We start from the raw sequence: 18,657 nt of genomic DNA on the forward strand, positions 1-18,657 counted from the left end.
CCGGGAGACATGCGGCGTGAGCGGAGGCAACGGGACCCGCAGCGGACGGCGTCCGGGCAATTCCGGCACCCGGGAGGCGATTCTGGACGCCGCCCGGGTGCGTTTCGCCGAAGTCGGCTTCGACCGCGCCTCCATCCGCTCCATCGCTAGCGCGGCCGGAGTGGATCCCGCACTGGTACACCACTACTTCGGCACCAAGCACCAATTGTTCGCCGCCGCCCTGCAACTCCCCGTCGACCCCCAGACCATCCTCGCCGGCTTCGCCGCCGTCCCCGTGGAAAACCTGGGCGCCCACATCATCCGCACCGTCGTCGGCATCTGGGACTCCCCCGTCGGCATGCCCGCCGTGGCCGCCTTCCGCAGTCTCCTCGCCAGCGACGACCCCACCCTGGCCCGCACCTTCATCCTGGAAATAGTGCTGAAAGAGATTCGCCCCCTGGTCGATTCACCCCCCGGCACCGGCGCCCAACGTGCCGCCCTCGCCGCCTCCCAACTGGCCGGCCTCCTGGTGACCCGCAAAATCCTCCGCCTGGAACCCATCGCCTCCATGCCCGTCGAAGACCTCGCCACCACCATCGGCCCGACGCTGCAACGCTATTTCACCGGCGATCTCCCCCAGCTGGGCTGACCCCGCCCGAAACATCCACCGGCAGTACCGAACCCGCCACTGCCAGCCAGCGGGCCGCTACATGCGAGGCGCCCCTTCTTGCTGCGGCGGTGCCCCCCGTTGCGGCACCGCTACCCAAGCCTGCTGCTGCCCTTGCCATCCCTGCGGCTGCGGTACCACCCTCGGTGCCGAGCGACCCGACCTTGCGGCTGCCCCGCCATGACATGCGACTGCGCTGCCCCGCGGCCACAATCCCCGCAACGGCGAGAACCCAGAAAGGCAGGACCGAGCACCACGCTGCGCGAGCCTCGGGCATGCATCAGCTTGGAGTCGACCAGCAGGGTCGCGGCCACTCCGGTCGCCATACTCGCGGCCGGCACCGCGACCGCGCGAGCGGGCCGGCGGGACGCAGCCCGGTCGGCGGGCCTTCACGGAAGCGGCGGTGGGGGGTTCAGGATTGGGTGAGGAAGAGGGTGTGTTCGTCATCGGAGACGTCGCGGGCCTCGTCGACGAGGAGGACCGGGATGCCGTTGTCGACCGGGTAGGCGCGGCGCAGGCGGGGGTTGTAGAGCACGGTGTCACCGGTGGCGGTGTGGACCAGCTGCAGGGGGCCCTTGTCCTGGGGGCAGGCGAGCAGGCTCAGCAGGGTGGGGTCCAGGGTTTCCTCCGACATGTCCGACAACCTACCGGTCGGCCGGGGCGGGAGGGGAATCGGCGGGGCGGCGGAAGCTGATGTGGCGGTGGCCGAAGTAGCTGGCCACCGCGACCAGGCCCATGACCACCACGGCGGCCGGTTCGGCGGGCGCGTGCAGCAGGGAGACGGCCAGTTGCAGCAGCACCATGTTCAGCACCATGCCGACCGCGTTCACGCCGACGAAGGCCACGAAGTCGCGCAGCAGGTGGCCGCGCACCCGGAACACCAGGGTGCGGTGCAGGACGAAGGCCACCACCATGCTGACCGCGTAGGCCAGCGCCACCGACAGGGCGGCCGCCACGTCCTTGGACACCACACCGCCGAGGACGGTCAGCCACACGATGGTGAGCACCATGCCCATCAGCGTGTTGAAGCCGCCGACCAGGGCGAAGGCGATCTCCTGCCGACGCACCAGCCGCAGCAGCGGACCGGCCGGAGCGGGCTCGGCGCCGGTGAGCGAGGGGCGCGTCTCGGTCACTTGGCGGTCCCCACCAGTTCGCGGTCCGGATCGTCGTCGAGCTGTTCGGCGGCGGGCACGTCCTGTCCGCGCCGACGCGAGCGAACGTACAACCACTGGAGCAGCCCGAGGCCGACGAGTCCGCCCGCGGCACTGCCGATTCCGATCTTCCAGCCCGGCGGCCGCCAGGTCACCTCCAGCACGGCCTTGTCGGTGCCGGCCGGAATGTCCACGGCCACGAAGACTTTCGCGACGGTGTGGAACGGGACGGTCTTGCCGTCGAGGGTGACGCGGTAGCCGGGCCAGCCCAGGCGCGCGAAGGTGACGCGGCCGCCGGTCTCCGAGGAGACCCGCACACGGCTGGTGGTGTCGGTCTCGTCGAGCGAGGTGGCGATGACGTCGTGGGCGTCGCCGACGCGGCCGTTGACCGTGGAGATCGGGCCGTCGTCGCGCTCGAGCGCCCAGATGTACTTCTCGTGCCCGGGCACGTCGACGAAGTGCCAGCCCTCCGGGGCGGGTTGGTCGCCGGCGTCGGGGAACATGGCCTTCTGCAACACGACCCGGTCGATCAGCATGAGGTCGGCGAGGGTGCGGCCGGTGGTCGGCTCGGCGCTGAACAGCCGGCGGTACGCGTCGGGGCAGACGCTGGAGTCCCAGCGCATGCAGAGCATTTCGCCGAAGTAGAAGTGCCCGTTGGGCGTATAGCCGTTGACGTAGTCCTGCTGCAGGTCCTTGGCGTAGTTGCCCCACACCAGCGACCCGTACGCGCCCTGCAGGTTCTTGTCGGCGGGCTGCAGCAGGCCGCGGTCGGAGAGCTGAAGGGTGGTGCCGGCCTGGAACTTCGGGAAGGCGGCCATGGCCTCGTTGCGGTCGGCGGGCAGGTTCCACGACATGGGCGTGGGCTGCACCCACCACACCTGGAACCAGGCGATCGGCACCATGGCGGCGATGACCAGCGCGGTGGCTCCGCTGGCGCCGCGGGCGCGGCCCAGCCACACCACGCCGAACCCGAGGGCGATCACCACGGCGGCCGAGCCCAGGTGCCACAGCGCCTGGTGCGGGTCGGCGGAGAAGGTGCGCACCCACAGGGCCAGGACCAGCACCAGCGCCGAGATGATCCGCGTGTTGCGGTCCCGCAGCGTGGCGAAGCGGCCCAGCAGCACGCACACCAGCACGAGCAGACCCAGCGCCAGCATGGGCAGCACGCGGGCGGGCCAGCGCAGCGGGCCGACGGTGCCGGGCCCGGCGGTCCACATGAGCGCCATCAGCGCGAACAGCGCGATCGCGACGAACTGCTTCCAGTGTTTCTGCGCCGCTTTCCAATCCACGAACGCCAGCGCCGGGATCAGGAACCAGGCGATGTAGGTCATGGGCAGCGGCTGGACGTAGCCCCACCACGAGGTGAACGCGGGCATGGTGGTCGGCAGGCTGGCGTTCAGCGATTCAGACCACGGCACGGTCAGGAACTGGTCGTTATTGATCTGCGAATTGCCGCGCCAGCTCACCTGCGCCGACAGCATCGAGGGCAGGAAGGTCAGCAGCCCCGCCGCGCCCGCGCAGGCCGCCGCGGCGGCCAGGCGCAGCAGCGGGCCGAACGCCTCGCGCCACTGCGGCCAGGTCCGCGGCCCCCGGCACACCAGGTAGCCGACGGCCACCGCGATCAGCATGAGCACGGCCTCGACCGCGGGGAACACGTACTGCACCGAGATCGCCAGGTACAGGTACACGAAGACCGGGATCGGACCGCCCTGGCCGCGCAGGTAGCGCTCCGCGGACGCCCAGGCGTGGATCATCCAGGCGGTGCCGGCCATGGCGGTGAACCAGCTGGCCGAGTCGAAGAACAGGAAGAAGCCGGTGAACGGCATGGCCACCCCGGCCACCGCGGCCCACTGCGGGCGGGCGCCGTACACCAGGCACACCCGGTACACGCCGAGCCCGGTGATGATCGCGAAGACCAGCTTCACGATGGTCGCGTACACGGCCAGGTTGGGCACCGAGGGCGCGATCAGATCGATCAGCAGCTGCGGCGGGTTGAACAGTCCCGCTTCCTCATTGGTGTAGTTGCCCGTCATCCACTGGTTCGGAATCAGCAGCGGGAAATGGCCGTCCCGGAAGGCCCGGCCGAAGAACACCCACAGGCCCGTGTACTGGGATTCGGTGTCGTCGGTGAAGAAGTGGCGGGAGTTGGCCAGGATGACAGCCAGATACCCGAGGGTCACCCCGATCGAAGTGACGATGCCCCAGCGGTACACCTCACGCCGAGCCGCCTTATCGTCCTGCCCGGATTCGGCGGCCCCGACCACCTTGGAAACTGAGCTTTCCACCACGAGTTCCAGACCCTACAGGGCGGCAGTGTCGATGGCACTTACGCCGGTCCTTTGCGGGGATGGACATGGGAATGATGACCGGGTGTCGACACTTCGCCCCGAATGCCGCGCCGAGCAGCGTGTTAAAGTTCAGCGCGGCTCGGGCTACGGTTTCCGGGCTGGAGTTCCGGCGCACACCGTCATCGAAAGTACATTCAGCTGATGCCGATTCCGTCCGCCCGCACCTACGCGAGCGACCCCAGCGTGACCTCCGCCGGCGAGCGCCCGGCGCGGGTGCACGCGGTCTCCGTCGTGGTGCCCGTGTACCGCGGCGAGGAGACGATTGCCGCACTGGTCAGTGAGCTGGACAAGCTCGGGGAGCCGGTCACCACGCCGCAGGGCGCCACCTTCCGGGTCGAGGAGATCGTGCTGGTGCACGATCACGGGCCCGACCGCTCCGACGTGGTGCTGCAGGAGCTCGCCGAAACCTACCCGCAGGTGCGGGTGGTGTGGTTGAGCCGCAATTACGGCCAGGATGCGGCCACCATCGCCGGTATGGCCGCCGCGCAGGGCGACTGGACCGTCACCATGGACGAGGACGGCCAGCACGATCCGGCCTTCATCGCCGACTTCCTGGACGCGGCGCTCGAGCAGCGCGCCGATCTGGTCTACTCCAAGCCGGTCAACACCCGCCCGCACGGCTTCCTGCGGAATGTCACCTCGCGCGGCGCGAAGATCGTGCTGGCGACGGTGTTCGCGTTCCCGGACTCCACCCGCTTCGAGAGCTACCGGCTGATCCGCGGCGATATCGCGCGGCAGCTGGCACAGGTCGCCTCCAATGGCGTGTACCTGGATGTGGCGCTCACCTGGGTGGTGGGCGAGGCGGCGCAGGTGCCGGTGCAGTTGCGCGCGGAGGGCCGCGAGGAGTCCGGTTACAACTACCGGCGGCTGTTCTCGCTGTTCTGGAAGATGGTGCTGTGCAGCGGAACTCGCGGCCTGCGGCTGGTGAGCATGCTGGGTGTGACGCTGGCGCTGGGCGGGCTGGCCATGGCGGGCTGGGTGGTGTACCACCGGCTGACCGACAGCGGCACCGACCCCGAGGGCTGGGCCTCGCTCATGACGGTGCTGCTGCTGTGCTCGGGCGCGGTGCTGTTCTCGCTGGGTTTGATCGCCGAATACCTCGGTGTGGCACTGCATGTGCTGGTCGGCAAGCCGCTGTATCTGACGGTGGATTCGCCGACGCCGCGGCCGCAGCAGTTGCGCGGCGGAATCCGCCACGACGGTGGAAGTCGCCACGACGGCACGACGAATCGGTTCGACGAAGACATCGAGGGGGAGCTCCGCGCGTGAGCAGTGACCGCATCATCTTCAGCCGCCCGTTCCGCGCCGCGCGCGAGCTGCCGAATGTGGAGGCCGTGCTGTCCTCGGACCACAGCCACGGCGACGGTCCCTTCACCGCGACTGCCACCACGAAACTGCGTGACATCACCGGCGCGCCGCACGCGCTGCTCACCACCTCGTGCACGCACGCGCTCGAAATGGCCGGGCTGCTGCTGGAACTCGGGCCCGAGGACGAGGTGATCGTGCCGAGTTTCGCGTTCACCTCCAGCGCGACGGCCATGGCGTTGCGCGGCGCGACCGTGGTGTTCGCCGATATCGACGCCGCCACCGGCAATCTGGATCCGGAGTCGGTGGCCGCGGCGATCACCCCGCGCACCAAGGCCGTCATGGTCATCCACTACGGCGGCGTGGCCGCCGACATGGAGGGCCTGCAGCGGCTGGCCGACGCGCACGGCTTCGCCATCATCGAGGACAACGCGCACGGCCTGGGCGGCTACTACCGGGGCCGCCCGCTGGGCACCATCGGCACCGTGGGCGCGCTGTCCTTCCACGACACCAAGAACGTGCACTGCGGTGAGGGCGGCGCGGTGCTGCTCACCGACGAAATCCTCATGGCGCGTGCGGAAATCATTCGCGAGAAGGGCACCGACCGGGCCCGCTTCCTGCGCGGCGCGGTGGACAAGTACTCGTGGCAGGACATCGGATCCTCCTACCTGCCCAGCGAATTGAACGCCGCCGTCCTCGACGCCCAGCTCGCGGAGTTCGACACCATCCAGCGCAACCGCCACCGGGTGTGGGACACCTACGCCGCCGCGCTCCCGGACTGGGCCGCCCGCAACGACATTCGCCTCATGACGGTGCCGTCGGACCGCGAGCACACCGCGCACCTGTACTACCTGCGCGTCCCCACCGAGCACCGCCGCGACGACCTCATCGCGCATCTGTCCCAGCGCGGCATCGTGGCCCCCTTCCACTACGTCCCCCTGGACTCCTCCCCCGCAGGGCTCAAGCTCGGCCGCACCCCGTTCCCGTGCGTGCGCAGCGCCGAGTTCTCGGCCACCCTGGTGCGGCTTCCGCTGTGGCCGGGCCTGACCGAGGAGCAGCTGACCCGCGTCGTCGACGGCGTCACCAGCTTCACCGTCTAGTAGCCGCGGGCCCGGCGGCATCGCGGATGCCGTTGCCACACAAGGGGTCCGCGTCAGGGGCGCGCGGAAATTCGGTTTCGGTAGCGGTCGATGTCGGCATTCAGGCGCGCGAGGGAGTCGGCGAGGGCGGTGACCTCCTCGTCGGTCCAGTCGGCGACGATCTCGTCGAGATGGCGGATGCTCTGTGCGCGTTCACCGTTCAGGCGGGACGCGCCTTCCGGGGTGAGGCGGAACTTGCGGGCGATGCCGCCGTCGGGGTCGGGGATGCGGTCGGCGAGGCCGGCGCGGAGCAGCGCCGCGGTCTGCCGGTTCAGGGTGGAGACGTCGAGGCCGAGGATTTCGCTGAGCCGGCCGATGGACATCGGGCCGTCGGCTTCGAGCAGGCTCAACAGCAGGTAGGCGCTGCGATCGAGGCTGGTGTCGGTCGCCTTGCGTGCGATGAGGCTGAACCGGCCCATCAGCATGGTCTGGAATTCCAGCAATTCGGTGGGCTTCGGCACGTCCCGTCCTTCCGCGATCCGCATTGACCTGCGGGTTCAACCCCTGTTCACCCACACCCTAGCGTTGTGCATCCACCACTGCATGTGCATCTTGCACTTTATGTGTACAGTACACATTGTTACGCATCGTGAGGAGATCCCATGACCCAACCCGATTCCGCTACGGCGTCCGGCTCGACGCCGGCGCGCACGGGCGCGGGCCGCACCCTCGCGGTGCTCGCCTACGCCGGTGTCATCGCGTCGCTCATGCAGACGCTGGTGGTGCCGCTGCTGGGTGAGCTACCCCGCATCCTGAATACGTCGGCCTCGAACACCAGCTGGGTCGTCACCATCACGCTGCTCGTCGCGGCCGTCGCCACCCCCGTCGCGGGCCGGCTCGGCGACATGTACGGCAAGCGGCGCATGATGATCGCCTCCACCATTCCGCTCATCGTCGGGTCGATCGTGTGCGCGGTGTCCGATTCGCTGGTGCCGATGATCGTCGGCCGCGGCCTGCAGGGGCTCGGCGTGGGCATCATTCCGCTCGCCATCGCCCTGCTGCGCGATGTGATGCCCGCCGAACGGCTCGGCTCGTCGATCGCGCTGATCAGCTCGTCCCTGGGCATCGGCGGCGCGCTGGGCCTGCCGATCGCCTCGGCCGTCACCCAGTACAGCAGCTGGCGTGTGATGTTCTGGGTCGCAGCGGTTCTGGTGGGCATCGCCACCGCGTTGATCGTGACCCTGGTGCCCGAGGGCAGCTCGGAAGGACCGTCGGGACGTTTCGACCTCCCCGGTGCGGTGCTGCTCGGCGCCGGTCTGGTGTCGTTCCTGCTGCCCGTGTCGAAGGGCGCGACCTGGGGCTGGACCAGCGGCACCACGCTGGGCTTGTTCGCTGCGGCGGTCGTCGTCCTGCTCGCCTGGGTCTGGTGGGAGCTGCGCTCGCCCGAGCCGCTGGTGGACCTGCGCACCACCGCGCGTCCGCAGGTGCTGGTCACCAACCTCGCGAGTATCGCGATCGGTGTCGGCATGTACGCACTGCAGTTGAGCATGCCGCAGCTGTTGCAGCTGCCGACGTCGCTCGGTTACGGCCTGGGCCAGTCGATGCTCATGATGGGGCTGTGGATGGCCCCCGGCGGCATCATGATGATGCTCGTCTCACCGGTGGGCGCCCGCCTGTCCGCCGCGCGCGGCCCGAAGATCACCCTGTTCACCGGCGCGTTGACCATGGCGGCCGGGTACGGGGTGGCACAGCTGACGATGGGCTCCACCTGGGGTCTGGAGCTGGTGAACATCATCTGCAGCACGGGTGTGGCGCTCGCGTACGGCGCGATGCCGGCGCTGATCATGAGCGGGGTGCCGCTGTCGGAGACGGCCGCCGCCAACAGCTTCAATACCCTGATGCGCTCGATCGGCACCTCCGTCTCCTCGGCGGTCGTGGGCGCGGTGCTGGCACAGCTGACCATCTCGGTTGGCGGCCATGCCATTCCGACCGAGAACGGCTTCCGCACGGTGTTCCTGATCGGCAGCGCAGCCTGCCTGGTGTCCGCGGTGATCGCACTCGCGATCCCGGTCCGCAAAGCGGTCACGGCCCGCACCACCGCGGCGGCCGAGCCGCAGAAGGTACTGGCGGAGAACTGAACCGGAGCGCGAGGAGCGCGCCCGATTTTCGAAAGCCCGGTCTACGACCGGGCTTTCGTGCGTGCTGGTTCAGGCGGGCTGGTCGCGCAGTTCCGGGGGCTGCCAGCCGGGCGGGGCGAAGATGTAGCCGAGTTTGTTGCGGTAGCCGTCGGCGGTGCGGACGTCCCGGACGATGTTGCCGTACTCGTGGTATTGCAGCTTCAGGAGGTTGTAGGTGCCGACCGGTTTGGTGAGACCGTAGGTGGGGCGGTGCATTTCGGGCTGGAAGGTCCCGAACATGCGGTCCCAGATCATGAGGATGCCCGCGTAGTTCTTGTCGAGGTATTCGGGATCCCTGCCGTGGTGGACACGGTGGTGCGACGGGGTGTTGAAGACGAATTCGATGGGAGCCCAGAGCTTTCCGATGGTCTCGGTGTGGGTGAAGAACTGATAGATCTGGTTGAGGATGAAGGCGATGTAGATCGTCCAGGGAGCGAAGCCCAGCAGCGGCAGGGGCGCCCAGAAGATGACCTCGGACCACGGATTCCACTTCTGCCGCAGGGCGGTTCCGAAGTTGAAGTACTCGCTCGAGTGATGGGCCTGGTGGGCCGCCCAGCCGATACGGACGCGGTGAGAGAAGCGGTGGTTGAGGTAGTAGAGCAGGTCGAGGACCACCATCAGCAGCACCCAGCTCCACCAGGCGCCGGTCGGAAGGTGCCAGGGCGCGAGATAGGTCCACATCAGGACGAACACCACCAGACTGGCCGTCTTGAACACGAACGACGACACGATCGAGCCCAACCCCATGCTCAGGCTGGTGCGGGTGTCGCGTGCCAGATACCCGGTCGCATGCTCGCGGTCGGCATCCCGCAGCGACGCCATCTCCACTGCGATACACAACAGAAAGACCGGGATCGCATAGAGCAGCGGCGTATTGATCTCATGCCAGACCTGCGAAAGCATCGAACCTCCACGAATTGACCGATTCGTAAGTTACCAATCGGTCAATTCAATGGCAAGAGTCCGCGACCGTTCGCGGTCGAATCAGGTGAGGGCTGCGAACAGGCGGGCGCTGCGCGCGATCATGGCCTCGGCCGTCTCGTCGGGATGGCTCAGCCACCAGTCGACGAGCGCGGCGACCAGTCCGGTCCACACGGCGATCAGCGCGGACAGATCCCGCGGATCGGTCAGCCCGTGCCCCGCCACGAACGCGCCCACGCCCCGGTCGGTTTGTGCGTCGATGCGGGCGCGCGCGGCCAGCGCTGCCGCCGCCGCGGGCCCCTCGGCAGGGTGGGATTGGTCGTGCACGACCTTCCAGTCGTAGGGCCGCGGTTCGAGCGCGGTGAAGATCGCGGCCAGCGTGCGCTCGGCCATCTCCAGTGACGCCGTCCCCGACATGGCCTCGTCGATCGCATCTCCGAGCACCCCGGCGGCCCGCTCCACGCAGGCCACGTACAGGCCGTCCTTGGACCCGAAATACCCGTACACCAACGGTTTCGACACCCCGGCCCCCGCCGCCACCACGGCCGGCGACAGCCCCGCGTACCCGACCCGCGCGATCTCCGCGGCCGCCACATCGAGGATCTGCGCCTCCCGCTCGGCTCGCGGCACCCCCTTGGTCCCCGCCGTGCCGACCCGCTTCACGGCTCCGCTCCCACCTCCGACATCCGATCGCATGCTCGAAAATTACCATTCGGTCAATTCGGTGGTTCGCAGGCGAAATGCGAACGCGCCCCGGCCCTGCCGTGTCTTCTCCGGTACGACACGGTGGCGGGGGCGCGTTCGAGGCGATCAGCCGAACAGGCGCGCGGCGAGGTCGGGGGTGAGGACCTCGTAGGCCTCGGTGGTGCGGTTGTACCACCAGGTGCGGTCGTCGGGTTCGGCGCGGCCGGCGGCCTGCACCGCCCGCGTCGAGGGACGGTAGGTGGAGCTGCGGGGGATGTCGTCCACGACATAGACGATGTCGGGGCGCTGGTCGGGGGCCAGGGCCCGGACCGCCTCGGTCACATCCTTGGGAGCCAGGCCGAAGCCCGCGCGGATGCTCACCGCGGCGACCGCGAGGATGCGGTCCCCGGCGGGGAGGCCGAAGGCGACCTCCATGTCGACGGCGGTGATGTCGTTCAGCACGTCGACGATCGGCTGGGTGTAGACCGGGCCGCGCGGCGTCGGGATGACGGTGTCGCGGCGGTCCATGAGCCAGTAGTCGCCGTCGCTGTCGCGGCGGAAGAGGTTCTCGGTGGGCATCCAGGCGTCGCCGGGGGCGAAGACGCCCCGGAGTCCGCCCGCGGAGAGGTCGACGAGGTCGGAGACGGTGCCGATGAGCAGCCCCACCTCGTTGTCGGCGCAGCGCCGCGCGAAACCGTTGTCGCCGACCAGGATTTCGTCGGTCAGCGGGTCGTAGGCGATGAGTTCGACCTTGGCGGTGCCCGGCACCGGACGGCCCTTGGAGCCGATCTTGGCGCCGGAGACGTTGGCCAGCACCACATCTCCCTCGATGGAGGCGTAGAACTCCAGCACTTTGGCGGGCGCGAAGCGCTCCTCGGTGCGCCGCCACAGGCCCGCAGGCATGCCGGAGCCGATGAACAGGCGGATCGGGTGCGCATGCCCGTCGGCGAAGGTGTCGGCGTCGAGGATGTCGCGCAGCATGGTCCAGGTGTAGGTGACCACGGTGACGCCGTAGCGGTGCACCTCCTCGGCGAACCGCGCCGGCTCCAGCGAGCGGGCCAGCGCGATGCGGCTGCCGCCGGCCACCGCGCCACCCAGACTCACCAGCAATCCGGACGAATGGTACAGCGGCGCAAGGCAGTACACGGTGTCGTGGCGGCCCAGGTCCGCCGCCGACGCGGTGCCGAAGGCCGACAGCGCCCAGCGGTGATTGGTGACCTGCTTGACGTCGAACTTGTCGCCGGTGCCGGTGACCAGGATGAAGGCCAGCTCGCGCGCCAGGCCCGGATCCGGCCGGTACCAGGCGGGCAGCTCCACCTGCGCCGGGTCGATCTGTTCCAGGTCGACCACATCGGCGCCGGGCGGAATGTCGAGGACACGGGAATTGCCGCCGCCGAGCACCAGCACCCGGTGACCGGTGGCGGCCGCGCTGGCGAGGTTCTCCGGATCGGCGATGAGCAGCCTGGTCCCGGTCAGGTCCGCGACCTTGGAGAGTTCGCTCCCCGGCGCCAGCAGCACCGCGACCGCGCCCAGCCGCGACAGCGCGGCGATGGAGGCCAGCGCGCTCGGCCGGGTCTCCATGACCACGCCGACCCGGGTGGCCGGCCGCACGCCGACGGAGATCAGCCCACGCACCACATTGTCGATGCGCTCGTTGACCGCCTCCTGGGTGTGCACGCGGTCGTCGAACACGAACAGATCGCGCTGCGGCGCGCGCCGCGCCTGCTCGGCGACCAAGCGGCCCAGCGAGATTCGGGTGTGCGGCTGGATCATGCCCAGCCGGGTCAGCCGGGGCAGCGCGCGGGCGGCCTCGCTGGTGAGTTCGACCGTACCGCGCAGCGTCTGCCCGGCCACGCCCTCGATGGTCTTGCCGACGCTGGTGCCGGCCTCGGCCAGCGTGCCGAGGGCGTGCACGACCCGGGTGAGCCCGGTGCGCGGGCCATTGCGGACCACCTCGGTGCTCATGCGCTGGACCTGCTCGGGCAGTTCGCCGCGGCCGCTGAGGTAGTTGACCCAGTCGCGCACCACGGGCCAGGTCTGCTTGGTGGCGGTGGAGCCCGACACCAGCCCGAAATGCCCGGCCACAATGCAGGTCTCGTATACGTCGGCATTGGGCGCGGCGTGCACGATGCCGCGCACGGCGGCGGGCTGGCCGATGTCGTCGACCTCGCCGACGAAGGCCAGGATCGGGCACTTGATCTCCGCCAGCGAGATGAGCTGATCGCGGATCACGAAGCCGCCCAGCATCATTCGATTGTGCTTGACGAACTGCTGGAGCAGGTCGGTGAGCGCGGGACCGGGGTAGCCGAGCCAGCCGTCGACCTCGAGGAAGCGACGCTGACGCTCCTTGGGCAGCAGCGCCTCACGATTGTGCAGCTGCCGCAGGAAGTCGATGCGGGCGCGGGCGGTCTTGACCGGGTCCAGGGCCTGGAAGCCCAGGCGCACCATGGAATCGGTGATGGGCAGCCGGTTCAGCACGTGATCGGTGAGGAAGTCGGCGGCGTCGGAGACCAGCCCGTGCGGCAGGCCGAAGGGCATGCCCGCGACGGCGTCGACCGGGCTGCCGAAGGTCACGATGGACTCGACGCCCTTGCCGTAGCGGTAGGCCGCGGTCTGGTAGGCGAACATGCCGCCCTGCGAGTACCCCATGAGATGCACGGCGCGGCCGGTGATTTCGGTGACGGTGTCGATAGCGCTCGAGACCGCCAGCACGTGGTCGGCCAGATCCCGGTCCCAGCCGCCCTCTTCAGTGGCCGGTGAGCCGAAATCGACCACCCAGCAATCTATTCCGCCCTGGTGCAGAATGCCGACCGCCCCGTCGGCGGCATTCACGTCCCAGATCTCGGCGGTCACCATGATGGGCGGCACCAGCACCACCACCGGACGCTCCGCCCCGGTGTCGTCGGGGAAGTAGTGGCGCAGGCGGTACATCCGCTTCCGCTCCACCACCTCGTACGGCGACGATTCGATGTCGTGAACCAGTCCCCCGAACCGGATCACCTCGAGCCCGTTCTGTGCGGTCGCGACGAGTCGCTCGATCGGACCCACCACGGACCTCGTATTGAATTTCACGGCTTCTCTCCCAGACATTTCCTGGCCTTGACCAGCGTCACCCGCCCCGACGCGTCGCGATGAGCTTGCCATACGTCCACCCTACTGCGCTGGCGCTGTGACCAGCACCATGCGGGCTACGCGTGGCGGAGCGATCCGGGCCCGCGTCAAAGCAAACCGGCCGTTCGGGGTTTACGGGATACAGCAACATTCCAGGCATCATGTTTTGGCATTTCGGCACGTCGCGTGATCCGGGGCTCTACCATCGGAATCGCTGGAATCGCACTGTCGCGCTTGTCATTTCACTCACTTGACTAATTCACGCAGGCCCCGCTCGGGTCTGCTGTTTCGCCGTGGACTCCACCGCCTCCCGTCGCGGTGGCCCTTCGAGGTGAGGACCGCAGCATGACCATCGAAATGCCCCTTCAGACCGAAAACGGCCAGCGCAAGTCCCTCAGTACCGCTGCCGCCCACCAGCTGGCACACACCACCAAATCCGAACCGCAAATGCAGGGCATCAGCTCCCGCTGGCTGACCCGTTCGCTGCCGTGGAGCCAGGTGAAGGGCGGTATCTACCGTGTCAACCGGCGCCTCACGCACACCGTCGGAAACGGCGAGGTGGAGTACGTCATCAATGGCCCGCACGCCCGGGTCATCCCGCTCGAACTGCAGGAGCTGCCGCAGCTGCGCGGCTTCGCGGACGAGGAGATCCTGGCCACCGTGGCCGGCCGCTTCGAACAGCGGGATCTGCCCGCCGGCACCGTGGTCGCCGAGTTCGGCAACCCCATGGACCAGGTGCTGCTGATCGTGCACGGCAAGCTCTCCAAGATCGGCACCGGCGAGTACGGCGAGACCACCAAGCTGGGCATGCTGGGCGGCGGCGACTACTTCGGCGATCAGACCCTCACCGATCCGGACGCCATCTGGCCGGTCACCATCAAGACGGTCACGCCCACCACCGTGCTGGTGCTCGCCCGCTCCACCGTGAACCAGCTGACCGAGAACATTCCGGCACTGGCGGAACACCTTTCCGCCGTGGCACACGCCCCGGCGCTGCCGCAGAACAAGTACGGCGAGGCCGAGATCGTCATCTCCTCCGGCCACTCCGGGGAGCCCATGCTCGAGGGCACCTACGTCGACTACGACGATCAGCCCCGCGAGTACGAACTCAGCCTGGCCCAGTCGGTGCTGCGCGTGCACACCCGTGTCGCCGACCTGTTCAACGACCCGATGGATCAGATCGAACAGCAGCTGCGCCTGACCATCGAGGCCCTCTACGAGCGCCGCGAGTACGACCTGGTCAACAATCCGGACTTCGGCCTGCTCAACAACTGTGACCTGAAACAGCGCATCTACACCGAGTCCGGCGCGCCCACTCCGGACGATATGGACGAGCTGCTCTCCATGCGCCGCAGCACCAAGCTGTTCCTGGCGCACCCCAAGGCGATTGCCGCGTTCGGGCGCGAATGCTCCAAGCGCGGAATCTATCCCGACCCGGTGGAGGTGGACGGCCATCGCGTGCCCGCCTGGCGCGGGGTGCCGATCTTCCCGTGCGGCAAGATCCCGGTCAGCGGCACCCAGACCACGTCGATTCTCGCCATGCGCACCGGCGAGAAGGACCAGGGCGTGATCGGCTTGCACCAGACCGGAATCCCGGACGAGTACGAGCCCAGCCTGAACGTCCGGTTCAAGGGCATCGACGATCAGTCGATCATCTCCTACCTGGTCAGCTGCTACTACTCGGCCGCCGTCCTGGTCCCCGACGCGCTCGGCATTCTCGACAATGTGCTGGTCGCCCGTCAGTCCGACTGAGCGAGGTGTCCCGTCATGTCGGTGCTCTCACGCGCCGCGGCCCCGCTTGCCACCCATGAGGTGGCGGCGGCAGTCGCCGCCCTGCTGACCAACCTCGACACCACCGCGCCCCAAACCCTGCTCACGGCAACCGAAGCCCGCTCCGCCCTGGAATCCATTGCCGCCCTCGGTGATGATCCCCGCCTCGGCGCCTCCGACGCCGCCGAGGCGCACTCCCCCCGACGGCTGCTCGGCCCCTCCGGCCTCGGGGCCCCGAGCCTCCGCGTGAACCTACCCACCCCCCAGGTGATCACGGAGCTCGCGGGACAGGCATCGCGTCCGCCGTCGCCTGCCGGCGGCGCGGTGCCGACTCCCGGACCCCCGACCTCTCCACTCGCCCAACCCCTCCGCCCCATCCCCCGCACCCTGGGCTCCGGCCGCCTCCCCTCCCTCCCGGCCGAAGCCCATGCCGCGGAACAGAGCTCGCCCGGCCCGACGGCGCGGCGGGTTGCGAACGGCCCCAACGGAATCGGGACGACCTCGGCATTTCGCCGAGGCGGGGCGCCCGGTGGCTCCACACCGGTCGCGCCGACTTCGCCTGCGGCACGGGCAGACACCGTGGTCCGAGCCGATGCGGTGGCTCCGGCTGTGGCCACCTCGATAGCCGCCGCTCCGGACGGTGTCGGTCCCGCCGATGCCGCGGCGATCATGCCGGCGCCCGAACGGTCCGCCGGGCCGATCGCGGATGCCGTTCGGGCGGTTCCGACTTCGGCGGCGGCTCGGCCCGGTGCGCCCGATGCGGATCCCGGGCAGACCCTCGATCCGGTGTGGGACCTCGGGTCGATCACCGAGCTGGCTCGTGGGATTCCGGGCTCCACGGCGGTCGAGCCGGGTACCGCCATGTCGGCCGAGGCATCGGAGGACGCGAGTTGCATTGGGGCCAAGCGGGTTTCGCATGGCCCGAGTGGCATCGGGACCGGATCGGTGCGGCGGGCGCAGGGGGCGGCTATTCCGGCGCTCTACTGTCCGCCGCCGGTGCGGGACAATCCGGCGCTGGCGGAGGCGGTGAATTTCGGCATCATCGCCTGGGCCGAGGAGATCGGGCTGTACGAGGGGCGGCTGGATGATCTGCGGAAGGCCGACTTCGGGCGGCTGATCATGCTGGCGCATCCGGATTGCGATGACGCGGATCGCCTGCTGGCGGCGGCCAAGTGCGCGGTGTCGGAGTGGTCGGTGGACGACTACTACTGCGAGGAGGACGCCAGCGATATCGCGCCGGACGGCAGCAGGTCCAGCGCGGAGGCCGAGCTCGGGCCACGGCTCGAATTGGCCGCCGCCGCCATGGATCCCGTGCACCTGCCACCGCGGTACCAGGTCAAGGTGGAGGAGGCCATGCAGCGCGATCCGATTCTGCGGGCATTCCGGACCTCCTTCGAGCACCTGTCGCGATTCGCCACCCCGACCCAGGTGGCGCGGCTGCGCACCGAGATCGCGGGCTGGTTCATCGCTCTGGGCGCCGAGGCCGGGTGGCGCGCGGCGGGCCGCATGCCACCGGTCTGGGAATACCTGCTGAACCGGCAACCGCACAGCTTCCTGCCCTGTATGGCCCCGATCGACGCGGTCGGCGGCTACGAGGTGCCGGCCGCGGAGTACACCGATCCGCGGGTGCGGCGGGTGGTCACCACCGCCGCGCTGGCCAGCCAGATGGTCAACGACCTCTACTCCATGGCGCGCGAAGACCTCTCCGGCGGACGGGAATTCAACCTCCCCACCGTGCTCGCCGCCGAGGAGCAGTGCTCCCGCCGCCAGGCCGTCCAGCGCACCGCCGAGGTCCACGACGAACTGGTGCACCGCTTCGAGGCCGAGGCCGGCGCCCTCGCCGCCACCGGCTCCCCGGAGCTGCGCCGCTTCCTGACCGGCCTGTGGGCCTGGATGGGCGGCAACCGGGCCTGGCACGCGGACAGCCGCCGCTACAACGAAACCCCGTGATTCACCTCACCCTTCGATGCGCGCAGTACTTCCAGCGTCATATCACCCATTCGAGAGGATGACCTGCCATGACCGCGCTCCACCCCCGGCCGGATGCCGTGCTGAAGACCGAGTACCAGAAGTCGGTCGCGTCCTACTGGAACAACAATCCCAATGACGATCGCGTCAACACCAAGCTCGGCGAGGTGGACGGGCTCTATCACCATCACTACGGCATCGGCGAGCCGGATCTGTCGGTCCTGGAAGGCCCCGAGGAGACCCGGCAGGAACGGATCGTCAAGGAACTGCACCGCCTGGAGACCGCGCAGGCCGACGGCCTGCTCGACCAGCTCGGCGACGTCCGCCCCGGCGACCGGCTCATGGACGGCGGGTCCGGGCGCGGCGGTACCAGCTTCATGGCCAACCAGCGCTTCGGCTGCGAGGTGGACGGCGTCACCATCTCCGAATACCAGGTGGGTTTCGCCAATGAGCAGGCCCGCGAGCGCGGCGTCTCCGACAAGGCGCGCTTCCACTTCAAGAACATGCTCGACACTGGTTTCGACTCCGGCTCCCGGCGCGGCATCTGGACCAATGAAACCACCATGTACGTAGACCTTTTCGAGTTGTTCGCGGAGTTCTCCCGCCTGCTCGAGCCGGGCGGCCGCTACGTCTGTATCACGGGCTGCTCCAATGACGTGTTCGGCGCCCGCTCGGCCTCGGTGAGCTGGATCGACGCGCACTACGGCTGCAATATCCATCCGCGCAGCCGCTACTTCCAGGCGCTGGCCGCCAACGGCCTGGTCCCCATCGCGGTCACCGACCTCACCCCCGCGACCATCCCGTACTGGGAGCTGCGCACCCGGTCCGAACTCGCGACCGGCGTCGAGAAACCCTTCCTGACCTCCTACAAGGAGGGCAGCTTCCAGTACCTGATGATCACCGCCGATAAGGTGGTTAGGTGACCGGCACCCTCGACGCATCCGACACCACCCCGGTGGTGGACCGTGAGACCCTGCTCGTCGAACTGGTCGACGAGCAGGGCCGGGCGCAGGGTTCGCTGTCGGTGGCAGCCGCCCACACCGCGCCCGGGCGGCTGCATCGGGCCTTCTCGGTGCTGCTGTTCGATGCCGCCGGGCGGGTGCTGCTGCAGCAGCGGGCGGGCGTGAAGACGCGCTTCCCGCTGCTGTGGACCAACACCTGCTGCGGGCATCCGGCGCCGGGGCAGGCGGTGATGGAGGCGGCCGCCAAACGGCTGCACGAGGAACTCGGTATCAGCGCCGAGCTATCGGAGGCCGGCACCTTCACCTACCAGGCCACCGATCCGAATACCGGCCGCGTCGAGTTCGAATTCGATCACGTCCTGATCGGCCGGCTGGAGGACACATCGCCGCACCCGAATCCGGACGAGGTCGCCGATACCGCGTGGATCCGGCCGGACACCCTCGCCGAGAACGTGGCGGCGGAACCCGCGCGCTACACCCCGTGGCTGAGCGGAGTGCTGCGGACCATCGCGGCGCACAGCTAACCGGTCGATCG

The 18,657-nt window shown here is 69.0% G+C and carries 15 protein-coding genes; 8 read left to right on the forward strand and 7 right to left on the reverse strand.

The window, feature by feature from the left end:
• Nucleotides 1-16 precede the first annotated feature (16 nt).
• Nucleotides 17-628, forward strand: coding sequence for a TetR family transcriptional regulator (locus ABZV44_RS39450; protein ID WP_354848423.1), 612 nt, complete (start codon nt 17-19; stop codon nt 626-628).
• 430 nt (nt 629-1,058) lie between these two features.
• On the opposite strand, the gene ABZV44_RS39455 is transcribed toward ABZV44_RS39450, so the two are convergent.
• Genes ABZV44_RS39455 through ABZV44_RS39465 form a run of 3 tightly spaced genes read right to left on the reverse strand, consistent with a single transcriptional unit; the run spans nt 1,059 to nt 4,010 of the window.
• Nucleotides 1,059-1,280 carry a Trm112 family protein gene (locus ABZV44_RS39455; protein ID WP_354848426.1) on the reverse strand — a complete coding sequence of 74 codons (222 nt, stop codon included), beginning with the start codon at nt 1,278-1,280 and terminating at the stop codon, nt 1,059-1,061.
• A 10-nt stretch (nt 1,281-1,290) separates the two neighbouring features.
• The gene (locus ABZV44_RS39460) at nt 1,291-1,779 is read right to left on the reverse strand and encodes a GtrA family protein (RefSeq protein ID WP_354848429.1); all 489 of its coding nucleotides are present in this window, start codon (nt 1,777-1,779) and stop codon (nt 1,291-1,293) included.
• The gene (locus ABZV44_RS39465; protein WP_354848593.1) at nt 1,776-4,010 is read right to left on the reverse strand and encodes a hypothetical protein; all 2,235 of its coding nucleotides are present in this window, start codon (nt 4,008-4,010) and stop codon (nt 1,776-1,778) included. The genes ABZV44_RS39460 and ABZV44_RS39465 overlap by 4 nt, the downstream gene beginning before the upstream one ends.
• Before the next feature lie 348 nt (nt 4,011-4,358).
• Here ABZV44_RS39465 and ABZV44_RS39470 point away from each other — a divergent pair, with 348 nt between their 5' ends.
• Complete coding sequence (locus tag ABZV44_RS39470; protein WP_354848596.1) at nt 4,359-5,414, forward strand: glycosyltransferase; 1,056 nt, start codon at nt 4,359-4,361, stop codon at nt 5,412-5,414.
• Complete coding sequence (rffA, locus tag ABZV44_RS39475; RefSeq protein ID WP_354848432.1) at nt 5,411-6,550, forward strand: dTDP-4-amino-4,6-dideoxygalactose transaminase; 1,140 nt, start codon at nt 5,411-5,413, stop codon at nt 6,548-6,550. The genes ABZV44_RS39470 and rffA overlap by 4 nt, the downstream gene beginning before the upstream one ends.
• A gap of 53 nt (nt 6,551-6,603) precedes the next feature.
• Here the strand turns inward: rffA and ABZV44_RS39480 are convergent, their stop codons facing one another.
• On the reverse strand, nt 6,604-7,050 hold the full coding sequence (locus tag ABZV44_RS39480; protein WP_354848435.1) for a MarR family transcriptional regulator: 447 nt from the start codon (nt 7,048-7,050) through the stop codon (nt 6,604-6,606).
• A gap of 141 nt (nt 7,051-7,191) precedes the next feature.
• On the opposite strand from ABZV44_RS39480, the gene ABZV44_RS39485 reads away from it, so the two are divergent.
• Nucleotides 7,192-8,667 (forward strand): MFS transporter, encoded by a 1,476-nt coding sequence (locus ABZV44_RS39485; protein ID WP_354848438.1) that lies wholly within the window; start codon nt 7,192-7,194, stop codon nt 8,665-8,667.
• Nucleotides 8,668-8,736: 69 nt separating this feature from the next.
• Here ABZV44_RS39485 and ABZV44_RS39490 read toward each other — a convergent pair whose 3' ends face one another.
• From ABZV44_RS39490 to ABZV44_RS39500, 3 genes are all read right to left on the reverse strand, one after another.
• Entirely contained in the window at nt 8,737-9,609 is an 873-nt protein-coding gene (locus tag ABZV44_RS39490) for a sterol desaturase family protein (protein WP_354848441.1), read from the reverse strand.
• Nucleotides 9,610-9,690: 81 nt separating this feature from the next.
• Complete coding sequence (locus tag ABZV44_RS39495) at nt 9,691-10,323, reverse strand: TetR/AcrR family transcriptional regulator (RefSeq protein WP_354848444.1); 633 nt, start codon at nt 10,321-10,323, stop codon at nt 9,691-9,693.
• Nucleotides 10,324-10,437: 114 nt separating this feature from the next.
• Nucleotides 10,438-13,401, reverse strand: a complete 2,964-nt coding sequence (locus ABZV44_RS39500) for an AMP-binding protein (protein WP_354848447.1) — start codon at nt 13,399-13,401, stop codon at nt 10,438-10,440.
• A 366-nt stretch (nt 13,402-13,767) separates the two neighbouring features.
• On the opposite strand from ABZV44_RS39500, the gene ABZV44_RS39505 reads away from it, so the two are divergent.
• The 4 genes from ABZV44_RS39505 to idi all read left to right on the forward strand — a co-directional run bounded on the left by ABZV44_RS39505 (nt 13,768) and on the right by idi (nt 18,646).
• Nucleotides 13,768-15,174, forward strand: coding sequence for a family 2B encapsulin nanocompartment shell protein (locus ABZV44_RS39505; protein WP_354848450.1), 1,407 nt, complete (start codon nt 13,768-13,770; stop codon nt 15,172-15,174).
• A gap of 15 nt (nt 15,175-15,189) precedes the next feature.
• Nucleotides 15,190-17,142, forward strand: coding sequence for a family 2 encapsulin nanocompartment cargo protein terpene cyclase (locus tag ABZV44_RS39510; RefSeq protein ID WP_354848453.1), 1,953 nt, complete (start codon nt 15,190-15,192; stop codon nt 17,140-17,142).
• A 68-nt stretch (nt 17,143-17,210) separates the two neighbouring features.
• Entirely contained in the window at nt 17,211-18,083 is an 873-nt protein-coding gene (locus ABZV44_RS39515) for a geranyl diphosphate 2-C-methyltransferase (RefSeq protein ID WP_354848455.1), read from the forward strand.
• Nucleotides 18,080-18,646 carry an isopentenyl-diphosphate Delta-isomerase gene (gene idi, locus ABZV44_RS39520; RefSeq protein WP_354848458.1) on the forward strand — a complete coding sequence of 189 codons (567 nt, stop codon included), beginning with the start codon at nt 18,080-18,082 and terminating at the stop codon, nt 18,644-18,646. The genes ABZV44_RS39515 and idi overlap by 4 nt, the downstream gene beginning before the upstream one ends.
• Nucleotides 18,647-18,657 lie beyond the last annotated feature (11 nt).

Source organism: Nocardia sp. NPDC004860 (genome assembly GCF_040609015.1).
In the GTDB taxonomy this organism is placed as follows: Bacteria; Actinomycetota; Actinomycetes; order Mycobacteriales; family Mycobacteriaceae; genus Nocardia.

Coding starts and splice junctions, on each gene's coding strand:
- ABZV44_RS39455 (WP_354848426.1), bottom strand. CDS start 1,280: ATGTCGGAGGAAACCCTGGACCCCACCCTGCTGAGCCTGCTCGCCTGC.
- ABZV44_RS39485 (WP_354848438.1), top strand. CDS start 7,192: ATGACCCAACCCGATTCCGCTACGGCGTCCGGCTCGACGCCGGCGCGC.
- ABZV44_RS39490 (WP_354848441.1), bottom strand. CDS start 9,609: ATGCTTTCGCAGGTCTGGCATGAGATCAATACGCCGCTGCTCTATGCG.
- ABZV44_RS39495 (WP_354848444.1), bottom strand. CDS start 10,323: ATGCGATCGGATGTCGGAGGTGGGAGCGGAGCCGTGAAGCGGGTCGGC.
- ABZV44_RS39500 (WP_354848447.1), bottom strand. CDS start 13,401: ATGTCTGGGAGAGAAGCCGTGAAATTCAATACGAGGTCCGTGGTGGGT.
- ABZV44_RS39505 (WP_354848450.1), top strand. CDS start 13,768: ATGACCATCGAAATGCCCCTTCAGACCGAAAACGGCCAGCGCAAGTCC.
- ABZV44_RS39510 (WP_354848453.1), top strand. CDS start 15,190: ATGTCGGTGCTCTCACGCGCCGCGGCCCCGCTTGCCACCCATGAGGTG.
- ABZV44_RS39515 (WP_354848455.1), top strand. CDS start 17,211: ATGACCGCGCTCCACCCCCGGCCGGATGCCGTGCTGAAGACCGAGTAC.